The organism is Sphingobium indicum B90A (genome assembly GCF_000264945.2).
In the GTDB taxonomy this organism is placed as follows: domain Bacteria; phylum Pseudomonadota; class Alphaproteobacteria; order Sphingomonadales; family Sphingomonadaceae; genus Sphingobium; species Sphingobium indicum.
In genome coordinates this window covers 3,208,526-3,232,286 of sequence record NZ_CP013070.1, presented here as the reverse complement: position 1 = coordinate 3,232,286, position 23,761 = coordinate 3,208,526, and the positions used below count along the sequence as shown (strand labels likewise).

The 23,761-nt window shown below is 68.1% G+C and carries 24 protein-coding genes; 10 read left to right on the top strand and 14 right to left on the bottom strand.

Going from position 1 to position 23,761, the window contains the following annotated elements; genetic code table 11:
- Window positions 1–33 precede the first annotated feature (33 nt).
- The 5 genes from SIDU_RS15670 to SIDU_RS15650 are packed head-to-tail and all read right to left on the bottom strand — an operon-like array spanning window position 34 to window position 3,303.
- A complete protein-coding gene (locus SIDU_RS15670; RefSeq protein WP_039980246.1) occupies window positions 34–1,179 on the bottom strand; it encodes a GNAT family N-acetyltransferase in 1,146 nt (381 codons plus the stop codon).
- Window positions 1,172–1,897 (bottom strand): glycerophosphodiester phosphodiesterase family protein, encoded by a 726-nt coding sequence (locus SIDU_RS15665; protein WP_007687393.1) that lies wholly within the window; start codon window positions 1,895–1,897, stop codon window positions 1,172–1,174. The genes SIDU_RS15670 and SIDU_RS15665 overlap by 8 nt, the downstream gene beginning before the upstream one ends.
- Window positions 1,881–2,342, bottom strand: coding sequence for a RidA family protein (locus SIDU_RS15660; protein ID WP_007687391.1), 462 nt, complete (start codon window positions 2,340–2,342; stop codon window positions 1,881–1,883). The genes SIDU_RS15665 and SIDU_RS15660 overlap by 17 nt, the downstream gene beginning before the upstream one ends.
- Window positions 2,339–3,010, bottom strand: coding sequence for a hypothetical protein (locus tag SIDU_RS15655; RefSeq protein WP_007687389.1), 672 nt, complete (start codon window positions 3,008–3,010; stop codon window positions 2,339–2,341). Before SIDU_RS15655 ends, SIDU_RS15660 begins: the two co-directional genes overlap by 4 nt.
- Complete coding sequence (locus SIDU_RS15650) at window positions 3,007–3,303, bottom strand: DUF3572 domain-containing protein (protein ID WP_025771103.1); 297 nt, start codon at window positions 3,301–3,303, stop codon at window positions 3,007–3,009. Before SIDU_RS15650 ends, SIDU_RS15655 begins: the two co-directional genes overlap by 4 nt.
- Before the next feature lie 78 nt (window positions 3,304–3,381).
- Here SIDU_RS15650 and SIDU_RS15645 point away from each other — a divergent pair, with 78 nt between their 5' ends.
- Window positions 3,382–3,744, top strand: a complete 363-nt coding sequence (locus tag SIDU_RS15645) for a response regulator (protein WP_021223630.1) — start codon at window positions 3,382–3,384, stop codon at window positions 3,742–3,744.
- Between the two features lie 41 nt (window positions 3,745–3,785).
- On the opposite strand, the gene SIDU_RS15640 is transcribed toward SIDU_RS15645, so the two are convergent.
- From SIDU_RS15640 to SIDU_RS15625, 4 genes are all read right to left on the bottom strand, one after another.
- A complete protein-coding gene (locus SIDU_RS15640; RefSeq protein ID WP_007687384.1) occupies window positions 3,786–4,583 on the bottom strand; it encodes an inositol monophosphatase family protein in 798 nt (265 codons plus the stop codon).
- Complete coding sequence (locus SIDU_RS15635; protein WP_007687382.1) at window positions 4,570–5,916, bottom strand: TldD/PmbA family protein; 1,347 nt, start codon at window positions 5,914–5,916, stop codon at window positions 4,570–4,572. The genes SIDU_RS15640 and SIDU_RS15635 overlap by 14 nt, the downstream gene beginning before the upstream one ends.
- Before the next feature lie 88 nt (window positions 5,917–6,004).
- On the bottom strand, window positions 6,005–6,910 hold the full coding sequence (nudC, locus tag SIDU_RS15630) for an NAD(+) diphosphatase (RefSeq protein ID WP_007687380.1): 906 nt from the start codon (window positions 6,908–6,910) through the stop codon (window positions 6,005–6,007).
- The gene (locus tag SIDU_RS15625) at window positions 6,897–7,967 is read right to left on the bottom strand and encodes an A/G-specific adenine glycosylase (RefSeq protein WP_007687378.1); all 1,071 of its coding nucleotides are present in this window, start codon (window positions 7,965–7,967) and stop codon (window positions 6,897–6,899) included. Before SIDU_RS15625 ends, nudC begins: the two co-directional genes overlap by 14 nt.
- 26 nt (window positions 7,968–7,993) lie before the next feature.
- On the opposite strand from SIDU_RS15625, the gene SIDU_RS15620 reads away from it, so the two are divergent.
- The 4 genes from SIDU_RS15620 to smc all read left to right on the top strand — a co-directional run bounded on the left by SIDU_RS15620 (window position 7,994) and on the right by smc (window position 13,842).
- Window positions 7,994–8,536: a DUF721 domain-containing protein gene (locus tag SIDU_RS15620; protein ID WP_007687376.1), complete on the top strand. Its 543-nt coding sequence runs from the start codon at window positions 7,994–7,996 to the stop codon at window positions 8,534–8,536.
- A gap of 340 nt (window positions 8,537–8,876) precedes the next feature.
- Window positions 8,877–9,536, top strand: a complete 660-nt coding sequence (locus tag SIDU_RS15615) for a DsbA family protein (protein ID WP_007687369.1) — start codon at window positions 8,877–8,879, stop codon at window positions 9,534–9,536.
- A gap of 47 nt (window positions 9,537–9,583) precedes the next feature.
- Window positions 9,584–10,318, top strand: coding sequence for a thioredoxin domain-containing protein (locus SIDU_RS15610; RefSeq protein ID WP_007687367.1), 735 nt, complete (start codon window positions 9,584–9,586; stop codon window positions 10,316–10,318).
- A gap of 80 nt (window positions 10,319–10,398) precedes the next feature.
- Window positions 10,399–13,842 carry a chromosome segregation protein SMC gene (gene smc / locus SIDU_RS15605; RefSeq protein WP_007687365.1) on the top strand — a complete coding sequence of 1,148 codons (3,444 nt, stop codon included), beginning with the start codon at window positions 10,399–10,401 and terminating at the stop codon, window positions 13,840–13,842.
- Between the two features lie 57 nt (window positions 13,843–13,899).
- On the opposite strand, the gene SIDU_RS15600 is transcribed toward smc, so the two are convergent.
- Together SIDU_RS15600 and ubiA are read right to left on the bottom strand one after the other, a co-directional pair.
- Entirely contained in the window at window positions 13,900–15,357 is a 1,458-nt protein-coding gene (locus tag SIDU_RS15600; protein WP_007687363.1) for a phospholipase D-like domain-containing protein, read from the bottom strand.
- Complete coding sequence (ubiA, locus tag SIDU_RS15595) at window positions 15,354–16,256, bottom strand: 4-hydroxybenzoate octaprenyltransferase (RefSeq protein WP_007687361.1); 903 nt, start codon at window positions 16,254–16,256, stop codon at window positions 15,354–15,356. Before ubiA ends, SIDU_RS15600 begins: the two co-directional genes overlap by 4 nt.
- A 100-nt stretch (window positions 16,257–16,356) precedes the next feature.
- On the opposite strand from ubiA, the gene SIDU_RS15590 reads away from it, so the two are divergent.
- Both SIDU_RS15590 and SIDU_RS15585 read left to right on the top strand, forming a co-directional pair.
- Window positions 16,357–17,103, top strand: a complete 747-nt coding sequence (locus SIDU_RS15590) for a 16S rRNA (uracil(1498)-N(3))-methyltransferase (RefSeq protein ID WP_037512374.1) — start codon at window positions 16,357–16,359, stop codon at window positions 17,101–17,103.
- Window positions 17,104–17,263: 160 nt separating this feature from the next.
- Window positions 17,264–18,637 (top strand): glutamate--cysteine ligase, encoded by a 1,374-nt coding sequence (locus SIDU_RS15585; protein WP_007687357.1) that lies wholly within the window; start codon window positions 17,264–17,266, stop codon window positions 18,635–18,637.
- Window positions 18,638–18,721: 84 nt separating this feature from the next.
- Here the strand turns inward: SIDU_RS15585 and SIDU_RS15580 are convergent, their stop codons facing one another.
- The 3 genes from SIDU_RS15580 to SIDU_RS15570 form a co-directional block, all read right to left on the bottom strand.
- Window positions 18,722–20,017, bottom strand: coding sequence for a methyltransferase family protein (locus SIDU_RS15580; protein WP_037512357.1), 1,296 nt, complete (start codon window positions 20,015–20,017; stop codon window positions 18,722–18,724).
- Window positions 20,018–20,227: 210 nt separating this feature from the next.
- Entirely contained in the window at window positions 20,228–20,854 is a 627-nt protein-coding gene (locus SIDU_RS15575; RefSeq protein WP_007687352.1) for a DUF1345 domain-containing protein, read from the bottom strand.
- A gap of 41 nt (window positions 20,855–20,895) precedes the next feature.
- Window positions 20,896–21,471 (bottom strand): hypothetical protein, encoded by a 576-nt coding sequence (locus tag SIDU_RS15570; protein WP_007687351.1) that lies wholly within the window; start codon window positions 21,469–21,471, stop codon window positions 20,896–20,898.
- 137 nt (window positions 21,472–21,608) lie between these two features.
- Between SIDU_RS15570 and ruvA the strand changes: the two genes are divergently transcribed.
- From ruvA to ruvB, 3 genes are all read left to right on the top strand, one after another.
- Window positions 21,609–22,217, top strand: coding sequence for a Holliday junction branch migration protein RuvA (gene ruvA, locus SIDU_RS15565; protein WP_007687348.1), 609 nt, complete (start codon window positions 21,609–21,611; stop codon window positions 22,215–22,217).
- Window positions 22,218–22,316: 99 nt separating this feature from the next.
- Window positions 22,317–22,622: a GIY-YIG nuclease family protein gene (locus tag SIDU_RS15560; protein ID WP_233431901.1), complete on the top strand. Its 306-nt coding sequence runs from the start codon at window positions 22,317–22,319 to the stop codon at window positions 22,620–22,622.
- Window positions 22,623–22,659: 37 nt separating this feature from the next.
- Window positions 22,660–23,679, top strand: a complete 1,020-nt coding sequence (gene ruvB, locus SIDU_RS15555) for a Holliday junction branch migration DNA helicase RuvB (RefSeq protein ID WP_007687344.1) — start codon at window positions 22,660–22,662, stop codon at window positions 23,677–23,679.
- The last annotated feature ends 82 nt before the right edge of the window (window positions 23,680–23,761 follow it).

Below are 23,761 nucleotides of genomic sequence, written 5' to 3'. Positions count from 1 at the left end.
ACGCGATCGAAACCCGTCTGGAGGGGCGCAACCTTAGTCCGGCCGCGCCTCGCCCTTTCGAAAGGGCGTCCTTTCGGTCAGCCAGATCCGGTCGCGCTGCACGCCCTGTCGCTCTGCCGCCAGGAAATCGGCCACGGCGCGGCGGAAGCTGTCATTGGGGATGAAATGGGCCGAGAAGGTCGGCTCCGGCGCATAGCCGCGCGCCAGCTTGTGGCCGCCCTGCGCGCCGGCCTCCACTCGTTTCAGCCCGCGGGCGATGGCGATGTCAATCGCCTGATAATAGCATAGCTCGAAATGCAGGTTGGGCACGTCCTCGGTGCAGCCCCAATAGCGGCCGTACAGCGTATCCGCGCCGATCAGGTTGAGCGCGCCCGCGATCGGCTGCCCCTGCCGCAGCGCCAGCACCAGCAGCACCCGGTCGGCCATGCTCTCCCCCAGCAGGGAGAAGAAGGCGCGGGTCAGATAGGGCCGGCCCCATTTGCGCGCCCCGGTATCCTGGTAGAAGGTCCAGAAAATATCCCAATGCGCCTCGGTCAGCGCCGCGCCGGTCAGGTGGACGATCTCCAGCCCCTCGACCGCCCGTTCGCGTTCCTTGCGGATATTCTTGCGCTTTGCGCTCGACAGGTCGGCCAGGAAATCGCTGAAATCGCGATAGCCGCGATTGGTCCAGTGGAACTGGCTGTCCTCCCGGATCAGCCAGCCCGCCGCCTCGAACAGCGGCACCTGCTCCGGCGCGACGAAGGTCGCATGGGCGGATGACAGCCCGTTCTGCTCCACCACCGCCTCCATCCCCGCGATCAGCGCCGGGGCCAGGGCTTCGTCGCGCAGCAGCAAGCGCGGCCCCGGCACCGGCGAAAAGGGGGAGGCGATCTGGATCTTCGGATAATATTGCCCGCCCGCCCGTTCCCAGGCGTCGGCCCAGCCATGGTCGAACACATATTCGCCCTGGCTGTGGGTCTTGCCGTAAAGCGGCGCGGCAGCGGCGATCCGCCCGTCCGGCCCGTCGATCACCAGCGGCAGGGGTTGCCAGCCGCTATGGCCGCCGACGCTGCCGGACCGTTCCAGCGCGGTCAGGAAATCCCAGCTCATGAAAGGATTGGCGTCCCCCGCGCAGGCGTCCCACTGGTCCCGCGGCAGTTCGGCCACGCCTTGGGCCAGGCGCGCCACGCACTCAGTCATGCGACCGCTCGAAGATGATCTGGTCGGCGTGCAGCGCGGCGCGGGCGCGCTCCTCCTCGCCGCGCACCGTCCATGTCAGCACGGGCAGGCCCCTCCGGCGGGCGCGGGCGGACAGGGAAGAAGGCAGGTCGCGAATGTCACAGGCGATAAAATCGGGTTTCGCCGCCCAAAGTGCAAGAGCGCGCCCGATCCTGCCGCGCCAGCCCCGCTTCCCCTGTTCGCTGATCACCAGCCCGCGCGCCACATTGGGCCGGCGGCGCCTGAACCAGCGCATCGCCGCGGGATTGAACGACATGACGGCTGCCGGCGTCTTGGGCCGCCGCGCCAGATCCTCGGCGACCGCCATGCAGATCGGCTGGACATGCCGCCCGTCCACCTTGATCTCGACAAGCAGCGGGATATCCGTCCCGCACAGGTCCAGCAGGGCGCGAAGACGGGGAACGCCGCCGCCGTCGGGCAGCATCAGCCGGTCTATCGCCCCGGCATCATGGTCCTGCACGGACCCATTTTCGCCCGTCATGCGGCGCAGCGCGGCGTCGTGGAAGACGATGGCGACGCCGTCGCGGCTCAGGCGCACGTCGCATTCGATGCCGAAACCGGCGGCGACGGCGGCCGCGAAGGCCGCCATGCCGTTTTCGCTGATCCGGCCCCCGTGCAGCCCGCGATGGGCGAAGGGGCGTTCGGTCAGGAAGGGGAGGGCGTCAGGCCGGGCGGACAAGGACGATCGCGTCGATCTCTACCGCCGCGCCCAGCGGCAGCACCGGAACCCCCACGGCGCTGCGGGCATGCTTGCCCGCCTCGCCAAAGACATCGACCATCAGTTCGGACGCGCCATTGGCGACCTTGGGCTGGTCGGTGAATTCGGGCGTGCTGCTGATGAAGGCGCCCAGCTTCACGATCCGCTCGACCCGGTCCAGGCTGCCCAGCGCCGCCTTCATCTGGGCGATCAGGTTCAGGCCGCAGGCGCGCGCCGCCTTGACGCCATAGTCCAGGTCGCGGTCCTCGCCCAGGCGGCCGGTCATCAACTGGCCGTCGGACAGCGAGATCTGGCCGGAGATATGCAGCAGGCCGTTCGCCTCCACCGCCGCGACATAGGCGGCGACCGGCGCGGCGGCGGCGGGAAGGGCGATGCCCAGTTCGGTCAGGCGGGCTTCGATGCTCATGCGGATGCTCCTTGGATGGTCGGGCTGCCCTGGGGCGCCGGGGTTTCAGGCGCCGGCCCTTCGGCCAGCCGGGCCGCGATCCAGGCTTCGGCGGCGGCCCAGTCGTCGATCCGGGCATGGGCCAGCGGCGCGACGGGGACGCTGGCGGCGATCTGCGGCTCGCCCACCATGTGCAGGCGCCAGACGCCGGGCGCATGGTCCGCCACGGATGCATGATGCTGCGCCAGATCGTCGATGAACAGGGCGACGCCGGGCTGGCGCTCCGCCAGGATGGCGGCCAGCGGTTCGCCCTTGCCTCCCTGGTTCCAGTGCACCGGCAGGTCGAGCCCGTGGGCGGCGAGTTGTTCGATGCGCTGGAGATGATGCCGTTCGGTGATGTTGGTCAGGACGACGATGTCCGCGATCCGGCCAAGGCGTCCCATGGCCTCCACCGCTCCGGCGATCGGCGTCTGGCGGTGCATCTGCGTCTCGAAAAAGCCCAGCAGCAGTTCCCAGACCAGCGCCCGCTCCACCGGCTGCCCGCTGTCCTTGTGGCGCAGCGCCTCGCCGAAGCCGCGGTCGTGCATGTCGAAATGGATGTCATGGCTCTCGTCCAGCCATTCGCGAAAGGGAACGACCATGTGCAGCAGCACCTCGTCGCAATCGGTGATGATCAGGGGACGGTTCATGCGGCAAGACGCTCCTTTGCCGTTATCAGCGCTTCCGGGCTGCTGCCGATGCTTTCCGCGCAGGCGATCAGGTCCGGCTCATGATCGGCCAGGAAGCCCAGCACCGCGCCCAATATCGCCGGATCGGCCACCCCCGCCCTCAGCGCATCTGCGTCCAGCCCGGTCAGCGCCAGCAGCCGGTCGGCGCGGCGGTCGTCCGCCAGCGTCCAGGCCAGCGCCATCAGGGCCAGCACGGATGGCTCTCGGGTCTCGCTTCGACTATGCTGCTTGCCATGGTTAATGTCGGGACGCATGATTGATCTCAACGAAGGGCGGGCTTAGGGGGACGCACTTCCATTATGTTGGCGGATTTCTCCAAACGCGGGTGACTGGTGGCAAAGCGCGTGCTCGTTGTCGAGGACAACGAACTCAATCTCAAACTTTTTTGCGACCTGCTGCGCGCGCACGGGCACGATGTGCTGCCGCTGCGCGACGGGCGCGACCTGCTGGCCCAGGCGCGGGAGTTCCATCCGGACCTGGTGATCACCGACATCCACCTGCCGCATGTCAGCGGGCTGGACCTCATCATTTCGCTGAAACGGGACGCGCAATTGTCGTCCGTGCCGATCATGGCGGTCACCGCCTATGCCGGCCATGGCGATGAGGAGCGCATTCGGGAGGCTGGCGCGCAGGCCTATGTGTCGAAGCCGATTTCCGTGCTGCGCTTCGTGGAGCAGGTGAACGCCCTGCTTTGATGCGGCAAGGGCGGGTTTCCGGATAGGGCCGCCCGCCGCCCTTACCCCCGCCCCAATATCTTCCGCGCCCGCGGCGCCAGGCGTTCCGCGGCCGCCGCGTGAATCCCCGGCGCCGCGCACAGCAAGCCGAAGGCGGTCGGCTGCGGCCGGTTGAAGGAAAAGGGGTTGCTGAGCGCATCGGTGACGATGGCGCCGGCCTCCTGCGCGATCAGCGCGGCGGCGGCGACATCCCATTCATTGCCCCAGCGCACCGTGGCGACCAGATCGGCCTCGTCCGCCGCGACCATCGCCATGCGCAGCGCGATGCTGTTGGGCTTGTCCACGGTGACGAGATCGCGGTCATGGCGGGGAAGCTGGTCGGCTGGCACCCGCGAACCGCGCAGGATGGAACGCGATCCGGCCCGCAAGGTCCGCCCGTTGCGGGTCGCCCCCGCGCCCGCCTGCGCGATCCACAGCTCGTTCCGGGCGGGCGCCGCCAATATGCCGAAGCGCGCCTCGCCATGCTCCACCAGCGCTACCGAAACCGCCCAGCCTGGCCGCCCGCGCAGATAGTCCCGCGTGCCGTCGATGGGATCGACCACCCAGACGCGGGGCAGGTCCAGCCGGTGCACGGTGTCGGCCGTCTCCTCCGACAGCCATCCGGCCGAAGGATCGATGGCATAGAGCCGCTCGCGCAGCATCGCGTCCAGTTCCAGATCGGCCTCGCACACCGGATGGCCGGGCACCTTTTCCCACTGGCGCACACGGGTCTGGCCGCCAGCCCAGAGCGTCAAGGCCCGGTCCGCGGCATCCGACGCGGCCGTCACGACATCGCGCAGGGAGATGTCAGCCGCCGGCAACGGTCATCCCGTCGATGCGGATCGTCGGCACGTTCATGCCATAGCGGAAGGCGAGGTCGTTGGCCGGCGCCAGCGCGCGGAACATGTCCTTCAGATTGCCGGCGATGGTGATTTCCGACACCGCCCGGCCCACCGCGCCATTCTCGATCAGGAAGCCCGCCGCCCCGCGGCTGTAGTCGCCGGTGACGCCGTTGACGCCCATGCCGATCAGTTCGGTGACATAGAGGCCGCGCTTCACGTCGGCCATCAATTCGCCGGGCGACTGCCTGCCCGGCTCCATATGCACGTTGGTGACGCCCGCGCCGGGCGCGCCGCTGCCGCCCCGGCTGGCATGGCCGGTCGGCTGCAAGCCCAATTGCCGCGCCGAGGCGCTGTCCAGCAGCCAGCCGGTCAGCACGCCCCGGTCGATCAGGGCGCGCCGTTCCACGGGGAGGCCCTCGCCGTCGAAGGGGCGCGAACGCAGGCCGCGCAGGCGCAGCGGATCGTCGATGATGGTCACGCCCGAATCGAACAGCGCCTCGCCCAGCGATTCCAGCAGGAAGCTCGACCGCCGCGCAATCGCTGGACCCACCATGCCGCCGATCAGATGGCCGACCAGGCTGGAGCCGATGCGCGGATCGAAGATGACCGGCATTACGCCGCTGCCGACCTTCACCGGGTTCAAGCGGGCCACGGCCCGTCGCCCGGCGCGGGTGCCGACCGCGTCGGCATCGTCCAGATCGACGATATGGCGGACGCTGTGGCTGGCATGGTCGCGCTGCATATCGGCGCCGGTTCCGGCCAGCACGCTGGCCCAGGTCGAATGGCTGGTCCCGGCATAGGCCCCGGCGAAGCCGTGGCTGGTGGCGAGCGCCATCTGGCTCCGCCCCGTCGCCGCGCCGCCCCCCTCGCTGTTGGTGACGCCCGGCACCGCACGCGCCGCCTCCTCCGCGATCATGGCGCGCTCCCTGAGCTGCGCGGGTTCCGGCTCGAACGGATCGGCCAGGTCAAGCGCGGGCAGCTTTTTCCTGAGCAGCCGGTCTTCGGGGGCAAGGCCCGCATAGGGGTCTTCGGGCGCCTGCCCCGCCATGGCGATGCAGCGGTCGACCAAAGTCGCCAATGTCGCGGGATTCATGTCCGACGCCGAAATGCTGGCGGACCGGCGGCCGATGAACACGCGCAGGCCGATCTCCTCGCCCTCCGACCGCTCCACATCCTCCAGCGCGCCCAGCCGCACCGACACGTTGGTCGACGCGTTGCAGGCATAGACGGCGTCGGCCGCATCCGCCCCCGCCCGGCGCGCCGCCGCCACCAGATCCTGCGCGCGGGACTGGGCTTCTTCTAGGCTGAGCATGGGATCGGTCGATTCCTGTAAGGGGAGGGCGAAGGGGCGGCCTTACGCGCTTGGGCCATGGTGGGCAACATGCCCGTCCGGCCCCCGCTCATCCGGCCGTCCGCCGATCCAGCCAATGCCGCAGCAGATGCCAGGCCACGGCCATGGGCGGCGGCGCCAGGAAGGGCGCGTCCTCCTCCCCCGCCATCGCGGCGCGCACGCCCGCCTCATCGCACCAGAAGGCATGCTCGATCTCGTTCTCGTCCACCTTCAGCGCGTCGTCGTCGGCCTCCGCCGTGCAGGCGATCATCAGCGAAGAGGGGAAGGGCCAGGGCTGGCTGGTGACATAGCGCACCGAATGGGTGGCGACGCCCGCTTCCTCCCTGATCTCCCGGACCACCGCTTCCTCCAGCGTCTCGCCCGGCTCGACGAAGCCGGCCAGCGCCGAATAGCGCCCCGCCGGCCAGCTATGCTGCCGGCCGAGCAGCACGCGCCCGCGATGTTCGGCCAGCATGATCACCACCGGATCGACGCGGGGGAAATGCTCTGCCTCGCAAGACCCGCATTTCCGCGACCAGCCCGCCTTGGAAGGCGCCGTGCGCTGACCGCACATGGAACAGAATCGATGCCGCGCATGCCAGGCCAGCAGGCTGCGCGCCGTTCCGTAGAGCGCGACCTCATGCCCCGGCACCTCGCTGGCCAGGGCGCGGCTGCGCGGCGTGGCGAAGAAGCTGTCCGGCGCTTCCGCCAGCAATTCCGCGAAGATCGGCCGCTGATCCTCATCCACGCCGAGCAGGGCATGATGCTCGATCCAGGCGTCGCCGGGCAGCGGTTCCATGACCAGATGGCCGCCCTCGACCACCGGCTCCAACCCCTCCAGCACGATGCGGCGCGCCAGCGGGGACGCGAAGGCTTCGGCCAGCAGCAGGGGATTGCTGCGGACATGATCGACCCGGTCCAGCCGTCCGCCGCCAAAGGCGACAAGCCGCGAATCGGGGGTTTTAGAACCGTGCATCCTTCCTTCTCTCCTTCATCGCCGCTTCGGCCGCGCGGGCGAACAGCGTCGGCAGGCCCGCCCTTCCGATTTCCGCCACCGGCCACCATTCACCCTCGCCGGGCGGTGTCGCATCCTGCCCCACATGGGCATGATGCACCGTCAATGCGAGGGAGAAATGGGTAAAAACATGGGCGACCGGCTCCGCGACCTGCCGCCAGGGGGCGGGCAGGGGCGGCGTCGCGTCGGGCGCGTCGTTCCATTCGGAGGAAGGCAGCGCCCGCATGCCGCCCAGCATCCCCCTGCCGGGCCGCCGCACCAGCCAGACATGGCCGTCCTGCCGCTCTATCCACCAGCCATGGCCCAGCCGGCGCGGCTTGGCCTTCTTCGCCGCCTTGACGGGGAAGGCGGCGGGATCGGCGGTGCGGAAAGCCGCGCAATGCGGCCGCAGCGGGCAAATGCCGCAGGCCGGATTGCGCGCCGTGCAGATGGTGGCGCCCAGGTCCATCATCGCCTGGGCGAAGTCCCCGGCGCGCAGATCGGGCGTGATCGCATCGGTCGCCGCCCGAATCTCCGGCCGCGCAGCGGGCAGGGGCGTCGATATGGCGAAAAGCCGCGCCACCACCCGCTCGACATTGGCGTCGACCACCACAGCCCGCCGCCCGAAGGCGATCGCCGCCACCGCCGCCGCCGTATAGGCGCCGACGCCCGGCAGGGCGCGCAGGCCCTCCTCCGTATCGGGAAACGCGCCGCCATGCTGGCCCGCCACCGCCCGCGCGCAGGCCAGCAGGTTGCGGGCGCGGGCATAATAGCCCAGCCCCGCCCAGGCGGCCATGACCTCCGCATCCTCCTCCGCCGCCAACGCCGCCACGTCGGGCCAGCGCCGCGTGAACGTCGCGAAATAAGGGCCGACCGCCGCCACCGTCGTCTGCTGGAGCATCACCTCCGACAGCCAGACCCGATAGGGATCGGCCGCATTGGCCCCCGGCGGCGCGCGCCAGGGCAGGCTGCGCGCATGGACGTCATAATGGGCGAGCAGGTCGGATGCTATTTTATCGGATGGTCCCTCGACGCGCATGCCGCCCCTATGCCATTAAGCGAGGCATGACGGAACGCCCCCCGCAACCCAAATCGAAAAGCCGCAGGGCAAAGGCGGAGGAACGCCCGCGCATCGGCGCGCCGCGGCGGATCGCGGACCTGATGCCCGCCATCGGCGCCGCCGCCTTCCGCAAGTTCGGCTTCGTCCAGTCCAGCATCGTCACCCGCTGGGCGGAGATCGTCGGCCCGCATTATGCGGCGATCAGCGAACCCGAATCGATCCGCTTCCCGGTGGGCAAGAAGGCGGGCGGCACCTTGCAGCTCACCGTGATGAGCGGCCATGCGCCCATGATCCAGCATGTGCTGCCCGACATTGTCGAGCGGGTGAACCGCTTTTTCGGCTATGCCGCCGTCGCCCGGGTGGCGATGAAGCAGGGGATGGTCCAGGCCAGGGAACCGGAACGCCGCCCCCCGCCCGGCAACCTCAAGCCCATTCCGGTCGAACTGGGCGATTCGCTGCGCGACATCGGCGACCCGGAATTGCGGGCCGTGCTGGAATCGCTGGCGCAGGGGCTGGCCAATAGCGGCGGTTTGCCGAAGATCGGCTAGGTAGAGCGGACAATTTAAGACTCGTCGGAATGGGTGATTGGGGTGTTTAGCGGACCTCTCCTTTCCTCCCCATCGAGAGATGGGGAGGGGGACCGCCGCTGAAAGCGGTGGTGGAGGGGAATGGGGCACGACCTCCGAATTTCCTCTCCACCATCGGCTGCGCCGACGTCGAAGAGAGTCACGTGCCTCTCTTCGACCCTCCCCGCGCTGCGCGTAGGGAGGAACGGGGATGGCTCATGGCCGTGTTCCTGCCTTCGCGGGAGCATGTTGCGCTGGGGACAAGAAGTATACATCATAGCCATCCTTGCCGTGACAGGGGCGGCGCATCATTGGACATCGCATGACGAAACTCCGCCTGGCCCTCCTTCCCCTGCTCGCCGTCCCGGCGAGCCTTGCCGCCGCCCCGGCCGCCAACTGGCTGGCCCGGATCGCCCTTTCCCCGATCGGCGGCCATGTGCTGGGCAATCCCGCCGCGCCGACGAAGCTGGTCGAATATGTGAGCTACACCTGCTCCCACTGCGCCCATTTCGTGAGAGAGGCGAGCGAACAGCTGCGCGCCAACTATGTGAAGGGCGGCAAGGTCAGCGTCGAGGTGCGCAACGCCGTGCGCGACAAATATGACCTGGCCGCCGCCCTGCTGGCCCGTTGCGGCGGGCCCGGCCGCTTCTTCGGCAATCATGAGGCGCTGTTCGCCAACCAGGACGCCTGGATGGAAAAGCTGATCGCCTATGACAAGGACGCGACCAAGCCGACCGAGGAAAAGGCCGCCCTGCGCGACATCGGGCAGAAGACCGGCCTCTATGCGCTGATGGGCAAGCGCGGGTTCAAGCCCGCGCAACTGGACGCCTGCATCAACGACCCCGCGTCGATGAAGCAGATCCTCGCCATGACCGACGAAGCCTGGAACAAGCTGCGGATCGGCGGCACGCCTGCCTTCACGCTGAACGGCGCGCTGGTCCACGGGTCGGACTGGACGCGGTTGCAGGCCGCATTGCCCTGATCTAAACCACTGCACGACAACGCCCGACATAGGGAGCAGAGAACAACGTGAAAGCCCTTTCCGGACTTGCCCTGATCGCCCTCAGCCTGACCGTCGCCGCCTGCGGCAAGAAGGAGGAGGGCGGCGCCACCTCCGCCCAGCCGGTCGCCGCTGTGGCCGCGCCGGCCGGCACCACATGGTCGGAGACTATCGCCGCGACGCCCGAGGGCTATTTCCTCATGGGCAATCCCGATGCGAAGGTGAAGCTGGTCGAATATGGCTCCTACACCTGCTCGCACTGCCGCGACTTCGCCGCCGAATCGGCGGAGGAGATCAGGCAGATCGTCGACAGCGGCAAGATGAGCTTCGAATTCCGCAACTATGTGCGCGATCCGATCGACATCTCGACGGCGCTGTTGGCCCGTTGCGGCGGCAAGGACATATTCTATCCGCTGTCCGACCAGTTCTTCGCCAACCAGAACGCGATGTTCGAAAAGGCGCAGGCCCTGGGCGACGAACGGTACAAGGCGCTGATGAGCGCGCCGCCCGCCCAGCGATTCGGCCAGCTTGCCGAGGCCATCGGCCTGGTCGACTTCGCCAAGCAGCGCGGCATAGCGGAGGATCAGGCGAAGCAATGCCTGGCCGACACCGCCGCCGCCGAAAAGCTGGCCAAGACGGTCGAGGACGCCAATCGGCAATATAAGATCGAAGGCACGCCGACCTTCATCCTGAACGGCGTGATGGTGGAGAACACCGCCGCCTGGCCGGCGTTGCGCGCGAAGCTCAAGGAAGCGGGGATCTGATTGGACCAGGGGGGGCTGACATCGTCGGTCCGGCTTCCTGCTAATGGCGGGGCGGCTCCGCGCTGCCCCGATCCCGCGCGATGCAGATAAAGCGCCTCAAGCTCTCCGGCTTCAAGAGCTTCGTCGACCCGACGGAGCTGCGCATCGAGCCCGGCCTTACCGGCATCGTCGGGCCGAACGGCTGCGGCAAGTCGAACCTGCTGGAGGCGATCCGTTGGGTCATGGGCGAATCCAGCGCCAAGTCGATGCGCGGCGGCGGCATGGAGGATGTGATCTTCGCGGGCACCTCCACCCGCCCGCAGCGCGATTTCGCGGAAGTCTCGCTGCTCACCGTGCAGGAGCAGGGCGAACTGTTCAACGCGGTGGAGGTCGCCGCCGACGGGGAACTGGAAGTCACCCGCCGGATCGAGCGCGGGGCGGGCAGCGCCTATCGCGCCAATGGCCGCGACGTCCGGGCGAAGGACGTGTCGCTGATCTTCGCCGACGCCGCCACCGGCCCGCATAGCCCGGCTCTGGTCAGCCAGGGGCGCATCGCCGCCGTGATCGCCGCCCGTCCGCAGGAACGCCGCGCCATGCTGGAGGAGGCGGCGGGCATTTCCGGCCTGCACGTTCGGCGCAAGGATGCCGAACAGAAGCTGCGCGCCGCCGAAGCGAATCTGATGCGGCTGGACGAAATCCTCTCCGACATGGATGCCCGCGCCAACAGCCTGCGCCGTCAGGCCAAGGCGGCGGAGCGCTATATCCGCCTGTCGGAGCAGATCCGCATTGCCGAGGCGCGGGTGATCTTCGCTCGCTGGCGCGAGGCGGCCGCCAGCGCGGACGCCGCCCGCGCCGAGGCGAAGCAGGCCGAAAGCGCCGTCGCCGCCGCGCAGGAGGCGCAGCAGGCCGCCGCTGTCCATGCCAATGCCGCCGTCGAAACGCTTGCGCGGAAGCGCGCCGCCGCCCAGGCCGCCCGCGACGCCGCCAGCGAAGCGGGCCACAAGCTCGCCGCGCTGCGCACCGAGCGCGATGGCGCGGTCCGCCGCCTCCATGACCTCGCCCAGCAGGCCGCCCGGCTGGAAGAGGACAGGGAGCGGGAGGGCACTCTCGCCAACGACGCGGCGGAGGCGATCGTCCGCCTCACCGACGAAATCGCCGCGCTCAAGGCGCGCATCGCGCAAACCGAATCGATGCGTCCCGATTTCGCCGGGCGCATCGCCCGCGCCGAGGATGCCGCCCGCGACGCCGAACTCGATCTGGCCAGGGCGATGGCGAAGCAGGCGGGCGAGCAGGCGGAACTGCGCGTGGCCGAGGCTGCGCTGGCCGCTGCGCGCAGCCGCCTCGACCGCGCCTCCCGCGAGGCGCAGCGGCTGGAGGCCGAAGCCTCCGCGCTGCCCGACGCAACGCCGCTGGAAGGGAAACGGGCCGAGGCGCTCGCCGCCCAGCAGCAGGCCGGCGCGGATCGCGACGCGGCCGAAGCCGCGATCCGCTCCGCCGAGACCAGCCGCGCCGAGGCTGCCGAGGCGCGGGCCGTCGCCGAAGCCGCCTTGTCGTCCGCCCGCGCCACCCTTGCCGCCCTGGATAGCGAAGCCGCCGCGCTCCGGCGCGCCGTCGACAGCGGCACGGGCAATAGCAGCCGCGCGCTCGACCGGCTGAAGGCGGCTCCGGGCTATGAACGCGCTCTCGCGGCGGCGCTGGGGGACGATCTGGAAGCGCCCATCGCGGCTGAAGGCAAGCGGCGATGGACCGGCGCCGCCGCGCTCGCCAGCGACCCGCCCTTGCCCGGAGGCTGCACCGCCCTTTCCGCCCATGTATCCGCGCCGCCCGAACTTGCCCGCCGCCTGGCGCAGGTCGCGGTCGCGGATGGAGACGAAGGCGAGGCCCTTGCGGTCGGCCAGCGGCTCGTCACCAGGGACGGGCAGCTTCGCCGTTGGGACGGTTATGTCGCCATAGAGGGCGGGGCCGCGGCCGCCGAGCGGTTGATCCGGCTCAACCGCCTGGAAGCCATTGCCGCCGCCCGGCCCGCCGCCGAAGCCGAGGTCGAGACTGCCCGCGCCGCGCAGGACGCCGCTTCGGGACGCGAGCGGGAGGCTGGCCAGACGCTGGCTGCCGGCCGCGCCCGGCTTGCGGATGCGGACCAGCGGCTGCGCACCGCCCTGCGCGCCGCCGACGAGGCCGCCACTGCGCTGGAACGGCTGAGCGGGCGCCGCGAGGCGATAGAGGAACGGTTGAGCGAAGCCCGCGCCGACCTGCATGCCGCGCAGGCCGAGTATGACAAGGCGCAGGCCGGCCGCGCCGCCATGCCCGATGGCGAGGAAACCCGCGCCCAGGTCGCCGCGCTGCAGCAGGCGAGCGAGAAGGCCCGGCTGGCCGTCAGCCAGCTACAGGCCGATCAGGCTCTGGCCGACCGCGCATTGGCCAGCGACCGCGAGCGCGTGGCCGCCGCCGACGCGGAGGCCAGGGGCTGGCGCGCCCGCGCCGGCGAAGCGGCCAAGCGGATCGCCGCCATGGTCGAGCGCGGCGAGGCCATAGCGAAGGAACGGGCCGAGATCGCGGACCAGCCGGACAGCCTGGCTGCCGCCATCGCCGCTTTGAACGAGCAGGGCGATACATTGACGCAGGCCGCAGACACCGCCCGCCGCGAGGAAAGCGAAGCCGAAGCCGCGCTCCGCACCGCCGAACAGCGCGCAGCCCAGGCGGGCGAAGCGCTCGCCACCGCCCGCGAAGCGCGCGCCACCGCCGCCGCTCGCGCCGAGGCCGCCGATGAGAAGCGGGTCGAAACCAACCGCCTTTCCGGCGAACGTTTCGAGTGCCCGCCGCCGGTCCTGCCGGAAAAACTGGGTTTCGCCAGCGCCGACATCCGCATCGCCCAGAGCGAACAGGCCGAACATGACCGCCTCGTCACCGAGCGGGAGCGCATCGGCCCGGTCAACCTGGTCGCCGCGCAGGAACTGGAGGAGCTGGAAGCGACCCAGGCCAACAGCCGCGCCGAAAGCGAGGAACTGAGCCAGGCGATCAACCGCCTGCGCGGCTCCATCGGCAGCTTGAACAGGGAGGGGCGGCAGCGCCTGCTCGCCGCGTTCGAGGCGGTGGACGGGCATTTCCGCCGCCTGTTCACCACCCTGTTCAACGGCGGCCAGGCGCATCTGGAACTGATCGACAGCGACGATCCGCTGGAGGCGGGTCTGGAGATCATGGCCCAGCCGCCGGGCAAGAAGCTCGCCGCCCTGACGCTCCTTTCCGGCGGCGAGCAGGCGCTGACCGCCGTCGCCCTGATCTTCGGACTGTTCCTGACGAACCCCGCGCCGATCTGCGTCCTGGACGAAGTCGACGCGCCCCTGGACGACGCCAATGTCGAACGCTTCTGCGACCTGCTCGACGCGATGGTGGCGCAGACCGACACGCGATACCTCATCGTCAGCCATAATGCGGTGACGATGGCCCGCATGCACCGGCTGTTCGGCGTGACCATGGTGGAACGGGGGGTGAGCCGTCTGGTGTCGGTCAATCTGGGCGGCGCGGAGGCCCTTCTGGCAGCGGAATAGCTGATCCTATTTTAGTAACCGTCATTCCCGCGGAAGCGGGAATGACGGAAAAGAGAGCTATCCCCCCTCCATCCACCCGCGCATCCGGCGGAACAGGCCGCGCTCTGTTATCGGCTCCAGCATTTCGCCCGGTCCTTCCGGATCGAGCGCCTCATTGTCCGCCAGCCATGCCTGCACGCCGTTCAGATCCGGCGTCACATAGGGCCGCAAGGTCCGTCCCGGCCTGTCGCGCAGCTGTTCGATGGCGGCGATCAGCCCCTGTTCGGCAATCACCGCCGCCACCCGCTCGACCGGCAGGTCGAGATGCTCCGCGATCAGATCGTCGCGAATGGCGCGGATCGCATCTTCCCGCCCTGCATTGGCGGGCAGCGCCGCGTCGATCGTCACGTCGCATTCGGTGTCGAGCCGCATCGATCGGTTATTCATGTTGGACGATCCGACGCGCAGCACCCGGTCGTCGACGATCAATATCTTGGCATGGACATAGATCGGCTCCCCCCGCGCCGTGAAGGGATGATAGAGCCGGAACCGGCCATGGACGTCCCGCGCCTTCAGCGCCTCGAACAGCCGGGCGCGGGCCGTGTCCATCGCCTGCTGCTCCAGCCAGCCGTCGGCCTGCTCCGGATTGACGATGACGATTTCCGGCCCGTCCTCTTCCGCCAGCCGCGCCGCGATCGCCTCTGCAATGCGGCGGGAGGCGAAATATTGGCTCTCCGCGTAGATATGGCGCCGCGCCGCCGCGATCTGGTTCACATAGAGCCGCTCGATCTCGATCAGCGGTTCCTGATCCTCCATCTCCGGCGCGGAACGGGATATGGCGATGTCCACATCCTCGAACTGCACCGGCAGCGCATCGGGCCAGCAATCCTGCTGGCCTTCGACCGGCGGCAGTTCCCCGCCGCCCGCGCCCTTCCACCGCGCCCGCGCATGTTGCCCCAGCGCCGCCGCCACGGGGCCCTGCAAGGCCGTGGTCGCATCATGCCAGGGACCATAGGGCGATCCGTCCGGATGCCGCCGCCACGGTTCCCCGTCGCGGTGATGCCGCGTGTCCCAGCGGTCGCCGGTCATGTCGATCCCGCCGCAAAAGGCGAAGCAATCGTCGATCACCACGATCTTCTGATGGTGGGAGGCGGCGGTCGGGTGATGGCCGTCCAGCTTCACCGTGATCCGCGGATTGACCATCCAGCGGACCGTGGTGAACAGGTTGGACGGCCGCGCCATCGACTTCATCGCCCCCACGTCCCAGCGCAGCAGGAAGATTTCCAGCTCCGGCGTCCGCTCCACCAGCCAGCTTATGAAGTCCCCGATCACTGTCGGCCCGCCGTCGCTCGCCTCATCCTCGCGGATCAGCGTGATGGCGGCGTCGAAATCCCAGCCGATCAGCATGATCCGCCGCTTCGCCTTCATCATCGCGGCGCGGGCATGGCGGAAATAGGCGTCCGCATCGACGATCACGCTGGCCTTCAGCGCTCGCGCGATCCGCCAGCAATCCTCCCCCTCGCGCGGGCCGCTCATGCGCTGCCCACCACCAGGCAGCCCAGGAACATCAGCAATCCCGTAAAGCGATTGGAGCGGAATTTGGCCAGGGGATCCATGCCGTCCTCCTTCAAAGTTGCGACCTGCCAAGCCAGATGCGCCGCCATCGGCAGCAGCGCCGCCAGCGCCAGGCCCTGCGGCCGGACCTGCCAGATCGCGCCGCCCCACAGCGCCAGGGCCAGCGCGTAGCAAAGCGCCACGCCCGCCCGCACATGCCTGCCCATGGACAGGGCGCTTGATCCGATGCCGATCAGCGCGTCGTCCTCCCGATCCTGCAAGGCATAGATGGTGTCATAGCCCACCACCCAGACGATGCAGCCGCCATAGAGCAACAATCCCGGCATGGCGAGGGTTCCCGCCACCTCGCTCCATCCGACCAGCGCGGCCCAGGAAAAGACCAGCCCCAGCCAGATTTGCGGCCAGCCGGTGATTCGCTTCATGAAGGGATAGGCCGCCACCAGCGCCAGCGAGCCCAGGGCCACGACCTGCGCATATGGATGCAGTTGGAGCAGCACCGCCAGCCCGACCAGGCAGAGGGACAGCAGCCATATCCACGCCGTCCTCAGCGACACCGCGCCGCTCGCCAGCGGGCGGGACGCGGTCCGCGCCACCTGCCGGTCGAGGTCGCGGTCGACAATGTCGTTGAACACGCATCCCGCCCCGCGCATGGCGACGCTGCCCAGCAGCAGCCACAGGATCAGCGGCCAGCGCTGCCCGGCGCCCCCCGCCAGCGCCACCGCCCAGGCCCCCGGCCAGAACAGCAGCCACCAGCCGATCGGCCGGTCGAACCGCGCCAGCAGGGCGAGAGCCCTGGGAAGGTCCGGCAAGCGGGCGACCAAGCCGCGGGCTTCGCTGTCGGGAACGATGCTACTTGTCACGCTTACTCCGTTCGTCCTGATCTTGTCGAAGGACCGTTCTTCTCTAGAAGGAAAAAATGGGCTTCGACAGGCTCCGCCCGAACGGATGATGGATTTTTTGATGACTGCAACCCCCGCCTGGCCGCCGCAAAGCGCGCCGCGCCTCCATGTCGAAACGCAACTGGGCGAGGGCGTTTCCGTGCCGGTCGACGGCAACCCCGCCCATTACCTCATCAGCGTCATGCGGGTGAAGGCGGACGACATCGTCCTGCTGTTCGACGGCCGCTCGGGCGAATGGGCGGCCAAGGCCCGCGACATCCGCAAGCGCGACCTGGTGCTGGAGGTGGTCAGCCGGACCAGGCCGCCGGAGGACGTCCCCGATTTCTGGCTCTGCTGCGCGCCGATCAGGAAGGGGCGCATCGACCTGGTCGCGGAAAAGGCCTGCGAACTGGGCGTGGCGCGGCTCCAGCCCGTGCTCACCCGCCGCGCCGTGGTGGACAAGCTCAACCTCGACCGGCTCCACGCCCATCTGGTGGAGGCGGCCGAACAATGCGGGCGCACGGCGCTTCCCGAACTGGGGCAAATGGCGAAGCTCGACGCGCTGCTGAGGGATTGGCCCGACGGACGCTGGCTTTTCTTCGCGGATGAAAGCGGGGGCGAACCGCTGGCGGATACGCTCAAGGCCCATCCCGGCCCCGCCGCCTTCCTGATCGGCCCCGAAGGCGGCTTCGACCCCGCCGAGCGCGAAGCGATCCGCAGGGTGGCGAAGGCTATCCCGGTTTCGCTGGGTCCGCGCATTTTACGCGCCGAAACCGCCGCTATCGCCGCGACGAGCGCGTGGATGACGATCAACGGGGACTGGCGATAGCTTTGGCCGTTCGCGCCCCTGCCTTCGCAGGAGCGCGCTGTACAATAATCAAGGAATATCGTTTTCTTCCGCAACCGGATTGAAGCCTTCATCGACGCAGCTTATCTGAGCGCCGAACGTTGCGCCTTTGACGCAGGCGGGGGAAAGATTAAGGCGGGGCATGAGCACCAGAACCGACTCAGGGGGGACCGATCCCATCATCGAAAGCCGCGAGCAACTGATCGCGGCCTTCGCCAAGGGCGCCAAGCCCAAGGACCGCTGGCGCATCGGCACCGAGCATGAGAAATTCGTCTATGCCAAGGCGGATTTCCACGCGCCCAGCTATGACGAGCGCGGCGGCATCCACACGCTGCTGATCGGCCTCACCCGCTATGGCTGGAATCCGGTGTTCGAGGGGGAGAATATCATCGCCCTGTCCGGCGCCGACGGCACCATCAGCCTGGAACCGGCGGGCCAGCTGGAACTGTCGGGCGCGCCGCTGGAAAACCTGCACCAGACCTGCGCGGAGACCAGCCGGCACCTGGAGCAGGTCAAATATGTGGGCGACATGCTGGGCCTGGGCTTTCTGGGCCTGGGCATGTGGCCCGACAAGAGCCGCGAAGAACTGCCCATCATGCCCAAGGGGCGCTACGACATCATGCTGCGCCACATGCCGCGCGTGGGGTCGCTGGGCCTGGACATGATGCTGCGCACCTGCACCATCCAGACCAACCTCGACTATGGCAGCGAGGCGGACATGGTGAAGAAGTTCCGCGTCTCGCTGGCCCTGCAACCTCTGGCGACCGCCTTGTTCGCCAATTCGCCCTTCACCGAAGGCAAGCCCAACGGCTTCCTGTCCTATCGCAGCCATATCTGGTCGGACACCGACCCCGGCCGCACCGGCATGCTGCCCTTCGTGTTCGAGGACGGCTTCGGCTATGAACGCTATGCCGACTATGCGCTCGATGTGCCGATGTATTTCGTCTACCGCGACGGCCGCTATGTCGACGCGGCGGGCCAGAGCTTCCGGGACTTCCTGAATGGCAGGCTGCCCGCCCTTCCGGGCGAGAAGCCGACGGAGAAGGATTGGGAGGACCATCTGTCCACCGCCTTCCCCGAAGTGCGGATGAAGAGTTTTCTGGAAATGCGCGGCGCGGACGGCGGGCCGTGGAACCGCATCTGCGCGTTGCCGGCTCTGTGGGTCGGGCTGCTCTATGACGAGGGCGCGCTGGACGCCGCCTGGGATCTGGTCAAGGACTGGAGCATGGAGGAGCGGCAGGTTCTGCGCGATTCCGTGCCGAAACTGGCGCTGGATGCGCCCATCGCCGGCAACCGCAAGCTGCGCGACATAGCGGGTGAAGTGCTGGACATCGCTCGCGGCGGCCTTTCGGCCCGCGCCCGGCTCAATGCCTCAGGCGACAATGAGACCGGCTATCTGGCCCCGCTGGACGAGGTCGTCGCCTCCGGCCAGACGCACGCCGAACGCCTGCTCGCCCGCTACCATGGGGAGTGGAAGGGCGACCTCAGCCAGATCTACGCCGAGGAAAGTTTCTGATCCTCTGTCCTCTCCCTGCCGGAGAAGGATAGGCGGCCTGTCCCGTGCCGCTGGTCCGGCGCGGTTGGGGGTGTTGCGTGCCGCTCATTCGGCAGGCTGCGCCAGCCCCACGGCCTTCCGCCCCGCAATCCACGCGAAGAAGCGCGGTATGGCGCCATTGCGTTCCATCCAGTCGCTATAGGCGCGATATTCCGGATCGGCGCCCAAATGCGCCTCCTCGGTCTTCGCGCGCCAATAATAGACCGCGTTGGTCACGCCCAGCAGGGCGCAGTTCCGTACCACGTCGGTCAGGCTGCCCGACAGGCTCAGGAAAGGCAGGGCGGAAAACCACCAGAACAGATTTTTCGACAGATAGGCCGGATGCCGCGTCCAGCGATACGGCCCGTGGGTCAGGATCCCCCGATGCGTCAGGTTGGAGAAACGCAGCCCGAAAGCCACCGTCGCCCAGGCATAGATGGCCGTCAGCAACACCAGCCAGCCGCCCAGCAGCCATTGCAGGGCTTCATGCCCCCGCGTCCAGACATCCCATTCAGCCCCGCCCGCATGATAATCGATCGGGCCGCCATTGCCCATCAGCACGAAGGGCGGATAGCAGATCAGCGCCGCCACCCATCCGGCCAATAATGGATTGGCCGTGCGGATATGCGAATCCAGCGGCTTCATCGTCAGCATATAGCCGACGGTCGCCATGCAGACGTCGATCATGAACATGACCGCGATCAGGAAACTGGCCAGCGCCACGGGATGGCCGAACGCCTCCTCGATCCGCCAATCGACCACGCTGGCGAAATTGCCCGGCACGATCGACAGCATGAAGGCGAGGAAAAAGCCCTTCACCGCCCAGGCGCGGGCATGATGGGCGACCTCGGCCTTGTCCGGCGCGCCGGCGGCACCGCCGATCACCCATTGGCCGAAGGCATGGCTGGCGTCCCTCGGCTCGATCAGGCGCCGGTCCAGCCAGATCACATAGGGCACCGACGCCGCCAGCAGCCATGGCGCCGCGCCCATCAGCACATTCATGGAAAGGCGATAATCCCCGCTCCAATACCAGCGGGCGATGCAATAGAAGACCGCGATGGCAAGCCAGGTGGCCCACAGGCCGGCGATCTTGACGATGCTGACATCCAGCACGGCCCGCCATGGCCGGGCAGGCGCGGTCCAGTCGATCCCGGTCGATGCGCGGCGATGCACCTTGTCGACCAGCAGCGACCACAGCACCATCGGCAGGCCGCAGGCGGCGACGGCGGCAAAGCCCGCATTCGGCCCGTTCATACCATAATGCCGCGCCACAAGCGTCCAAAGCCCCAGTCCGACCAGCCCGGTCATACCGACGCCGTGGCTGACGGCGGATTTCGGGCAGGGATCGGCAGGGTTGGTCATGCCGTGGCCCTAGCGGGAAATGGTAAACAACCGGCGAAGGGGGATGGGAGTAGCGGCTATCCTATTCCTCCTCATCGGGAGATGGGGAGGGGGACCAGCCGCAGGCTGGTGGAGGGGAAAGGGGCACGACCTCCGAAATTTCCCCTCCACCACCGCCTTCGGCGGCGGTCCCCCTCCCCACGCTGCGCGTAGGGAGGATTTAAGCCGCGCTTATCCGCCGCCCAGCACGTTGATGGTGAACGCCAATATTCCCAGGTTGAACAGGAATGCGGCCAGGCAATGGAACAGTGCCGCCTGCCGCATGCTCCGGCTGGTCACCGACACGTCGGATGTCTGGAACGTCATCCCCAATGTGAAGGCGAAATAGAGGAAGTCCCAATAGTCCGGCTCCCGCATGCCGGGAAAATCAAGCCCGCCGCTGTCGCCGCCCTTCCCATCGTCCAGATAGAAGATGTGCGCATAGTGCATCGCATAGACGAGGTTGGAAAACAGCCAGGCCAGCGCCAGCGTCGCGAGCAGCAGCGCGATCGCCGCCCGGCTCGGCCCGCCATGCTGGCTGACCGCCACGCCCACGGCGACCAGGATCACCACCGACACGATCGCGGTCAGCAGCAGCATCAATCGCCGGTTCGCGTCGTTTTCCTCCGCCTTGCGCCGCATCGCGTCCGCATCGGAATCCAGCAGCGGCCAGGCGGACAGGATGAACGCCAGCGCCGCGACGTCGAACCCCGCCATCACCGCCTCATGCCATGGAAGCAGGAGGCCTAAGGGCGCCATGCTCGCCAGCAGGGCCAGGAACATGCCATAACGCCAGGGAAAGATCCGCGACCGGCTCATGCGCGCATCAAAGGCATAATCCGCGCCCCGCGCAAGGCGCTTTATATCACGGCCGCGATCAGCCCCAGCGCCTGCGCCTCGCTCGCCTCCAGATACCAGTTCTCCGGCGCGCGGTTCAGCAGTTCCTCCATGGAAACCTGCGATCCCAGGATCAGGTTGGCGAAACCTTCATTCTGGATCGAGATCGACGCCTCTATCTCATGCAGCGTGGCCTTGAGCGAAGCGATGCAGGTCGACAGCGGTCCTTCCAGATGGATGTCCCGCGTGATGATGCGTTCGTGGATCATCAGCCGCGTGCCCCGCGCCAGATAGCGGTTCTCCGCCGCGAAGAAGCTCATGAAGGTCGCGCCCGCCGAATAGACCGCCGTCTTGCCCAGGAACACCAGCCGCCGGTCGGGATAGAGATCGGAATGGAAGCGTATATCCTCCCCCATCATCCGCGCGATTTCCGGGTCGCCGCCCAAGGTGGCGATCTCCACCACCACCAGCCCCTGCTGCGGCGCGGACGAAAGGCAATTGCGGAAATGCAGATACATGCCATGGTCGACATAGCCCGACAGCATGATCGCGGGATATTCGAAATCCCTGGGGCCCAGCAATGGCGCCTGCATCGACATGAAAAACGGCTCCTTCCTTCGCCCCGCCGGCTGCTCTACGCGCGGGCCGGCAAATGGTGCCTTTGCTTGTCGGTTTTTAGCTGGCGCCCCGCCGGAGACGCCCTTAAAGAACAGATCATGACCAAAGGGCGGGGCGCATGATCGCGAAACTGAAAGGACGGCTGGACAGCACGGGCCTGGACCATGCCATCATCGATGTGGGCGGGGTGGGCTATCTGGTCGGCGCTTCTTCCCGCACGCTCGCGGCGCTGGGGCCGGTGGGGGAAGCGGTGACGGTCCACACCGAAATGCTGGTGTCGGACGATGCGATCCGCCTGGTCGGCTTCGCCCGGGCAGAGGAGCGCGACTGGTTCCGCCTGCTGACCGGCGTGCAGGGCGTGGGTTCCCGCGTGGCGCTGGCCATCCTCTCCGCGCTGGAACCGGCGGAACTGCACCGCGCCGTGGCGGCCGGCGACAAGGCGATGATCGCCCGCGCCAACGGCGTCGGTCCCAAGCTTGCCCAACGTATCGCCAATGAATTGAAGGACAAGATCGGCGCGGCGCCCATGCCGGCCGGGGCGGTCGGCGCCGGGTTTGCGGCGCTGCCCACCGGCGGCCACAGCGCCGATGCGCTCTCGGCCCTCCAGAATCTGGGCTTCAAGCCTGCCGAAGCCAGCATCGCCGTCGCCGCCGCCGAAGAGGAACTGGGCGAAGACGCGTCGCTGGATGCGCTGGTGCGCCTGGCGCTCAGGAAAGCGGCGAAATGATGAGCATAGCCCTCTCCACCCGTCATGCTGAACTTGTTTCAGCATCCATTCCGCCTCTCGCGCCGAAGGGAAGGAATGATGAAGTAACCGTGGGTCTATATCCTCGCCAGCCAGCCCTATGGCACGATCTATATTGGGGTGACGTCGAACCTGCTGGGACGCTTGCATCAGCACCGCACGAACGGCGTTCCGGGCTTCACCGGGCGATATGCCGTCCACAATCTCGTCCGTTTCGAAATGTGCGACACGATGGAGCAAGCCATCCGTCGGGAAAAGCAGCTCAAGCGTTGGCATCGGCAGTGGAAGATCAATCTGATCGAAACCGAAAATCCGAGGTGGGTCGATCTGGCGGTTGGGTTGGGTTTGCCCTCTCTGGATCAGCACCAGCGGCACGATGGATGCTGAAACTAGTTCAGCATGACGATTGGGTTGGGGGTCGCGCATGAGCGAGGATCGGCTGATCTCCTCCACCCGTCGCGTCGAGGATGCCGACGCCGCGCTGCGGCCCAAGTCGCTGGCGGAATTCATCGGCCAGCAGGCGGCGCGGGAAAATCTGCGCATCTTCATCGAGGCCGCCAAGGGCCGCGGCGAAGCGCTGGACCATGTCCTCTTCTTCGGTCCGCCGGGCCTGGGCAAGACGACGCTGGCGCAGATCGTCGCCCGCGAAATGGGCGTGGGTTTCCGCGCTACGTCCGGCCCGGTCATCGCCAAGTCGGGCGATCTGGCCGCGCTGCTCACCAATCTGGACGAGGGCGACGTGCTGTTCGTCGACGAGATACACCGGCTAAACCCGGCGGTCGAGGAAGTGCTCTACCCCGCCATGGAGGACCGGGCGCTGGACCTGATGATCGGCGAAGGCCCGTCCGCCCGGTCGGTGCGGATCGACCTGCCGCCCTTCACCCTGGTCGGCGCGACCACGCGGCAGGGGCTGCTGACGACGCCGCTGCGCGACCGTTTCGGCATTCCGGTGCGGTTGCAATTCTACACGGTCGATGAACTGGAACTGGTGGTTCGGCGCGCCGCCCGGCTGCTGGACCTCGCCATCACGTCCGACGGCGCGGTGGAGATCGCCCGGCGCTCGCGGGGGACGCCGCGCATCGCCGGACGGTTGCTGCGCCGGGTGCGCGACTTCGCCAATGTGGCGGGCGCGGCGGCGGTGGACGCCAAGGTGGCCGATGCCGCGCTGACCCGGCTGGAGGTCGACCATCTCGGCCTGGACCTGATGGACCGCCGTTATCTCACCATGATCGCGGACATCTATCGCGGCGGGCCGGTGGGGGTCGAAACGCTGGCCGCCGGCCTTTCCGAAGCGCGCGACACGATAGAGGAAGTGATCGAACCCTATCTCATCCAGCTTGGCCTGATCGCCCGCACGGCGCGGGGGCGCTGCCTGAACGCCCTCGGCTGGAAGCATTTGGGCCTCAATCCCCCTTCCCATGTCCAGGATGGATTGTTCGACTGAAATCGCTGGCGGCGACATGCCATGTCGATCGGCATCAGGCCATGCCCCGGCAGCCTCTTCGTCGACATCCATCGCCGGCTCC

Bases quoted from the DNA above. Each gene is read 5' to 3' on its own strand.
- SIDU_RS15670 (WP_039980246.1), bottom strand. From the start codon at position 1,179: ATGACTGAGTGCGTGGCGCGCCTGGCCCAAGGCGTGGCCGAACTGCCG.
- ruvA (WP_007687348.1), top strand. From the start codon at position 21,609: ATGATCGCGAAACTGAAAGGACGGCTGGACAGCACGGGCCTGGACCAT.
- SIDU_RS15655 (WP_007687389.1), bottom strand. From the start codon at position 3,010: ATGAACCGTCCCCTGATCATCACCGATTGCGACGAGGTGCTGCTGCAC.
- SIDU_RS15615 (WP_007687369.1), top strand. From the start codon at position 8,877: ATGACGAAACTCCGCCTGGCCCTCCTTCCCCTGCTCGCCGTCCCGGCG.
- SIDU_RS15590 (WP_037512374.1), top strand. From the start codon at position 16,357: ATGACTGCAACCCCCGCCTGGCCGCCGCAAAGCGCGCCGCGCCTCCAT.
- SIDU_RS15625 (WP_007687378.1), bottom strand. From the start codon at position 7,967: ATGCGCGTCGAGGGACCATCCGATAAAATAGCATCCGACCTGCTCGCC.
- nudC (WP_007687380.1), bottom strand. From the start codon at position 6,910: ATGCACGGTTCTAAAACCCCCGATTCGCGGCTTGTCGCCTTTGGCGGC.
- SIDU_RS15570 (WP_007687351.1), bottom strand. From the start codon at position 21,471: ATGTCGATGCAGGCGCCATTGCTGGGCCCCAGGGATTTCGAATATCCC.
- SIDU_RS15600 (WP_007687363.1), bottom strand. From the start codon at position 15,357: ATGAGCGGCCCGCGCGAGGGGGAGGATTGCTGGCGGATCGCGCGAGCG.
- ruvB (WP_007687344.1), top strand. From the start codon at position 22,660: ATGAGCGAGGATCGGCTGATCTCCTCCACCCGTCGCGTCGAGGATGCC.
- SIDU_RS15585 (WP_007687357.1), top strand. From the start codon at position 17,264: ATGAGCACCAGAACCGACTCAGGGGGGACCGATCCCATCATCGAAAGC.
- SIDU_RS15620 (WP_007687376.1), top strand. From the start codon at position 7,994: ATGACGGAACGCCCCCCGCAACCCAAATCGAAAAGCCGCAGGGCAAAG.
- smc (WP_007687365.1), top strand. From the start codon at position 10,399: ATGCAGATAAAGCGCCTCAAGCTCTCCGGCTTCAAGAGCTTCGTCGAC.
- SIDU_RS15580 (WP_037512357.1), bottom strand. From the start codon at position 20,017: ATGACCAACCCTGCCGATCCCTGCCCGAAATCCGCCGTCAGCCACGGC.
- SIDU_RS15650 (WP_025771103.1), bottom strand. From the start codon at position 3,303: ATGCGTCCCGACATTAACCATGGCAAGCAGCATAGTCGAAGCGAGACC.
- SIDU_RS15660 (WP_007687391.1), bottom strand. From the start codon at position 2,342: ATGAGCATCGAAGCCCGCCTGACCGAACTGGGCATCGCCCTTCCCGCC.
- SIDU_RS15635 (WP_007687382.1), bottom strand. From the start codon at position 5,916: ATGCTCAGCCTAGAAGAAGCCCAGTCCCGCGCGCAGGATCTGGTGGCG.
- SIDU_RS15575 (WP_007687352.1), bottom strand. From the start codon at position 20,854: ATGAGCCGGTCGCGGATCTTTCCCTGGCGTTATGGCATGTTCCTGGCC.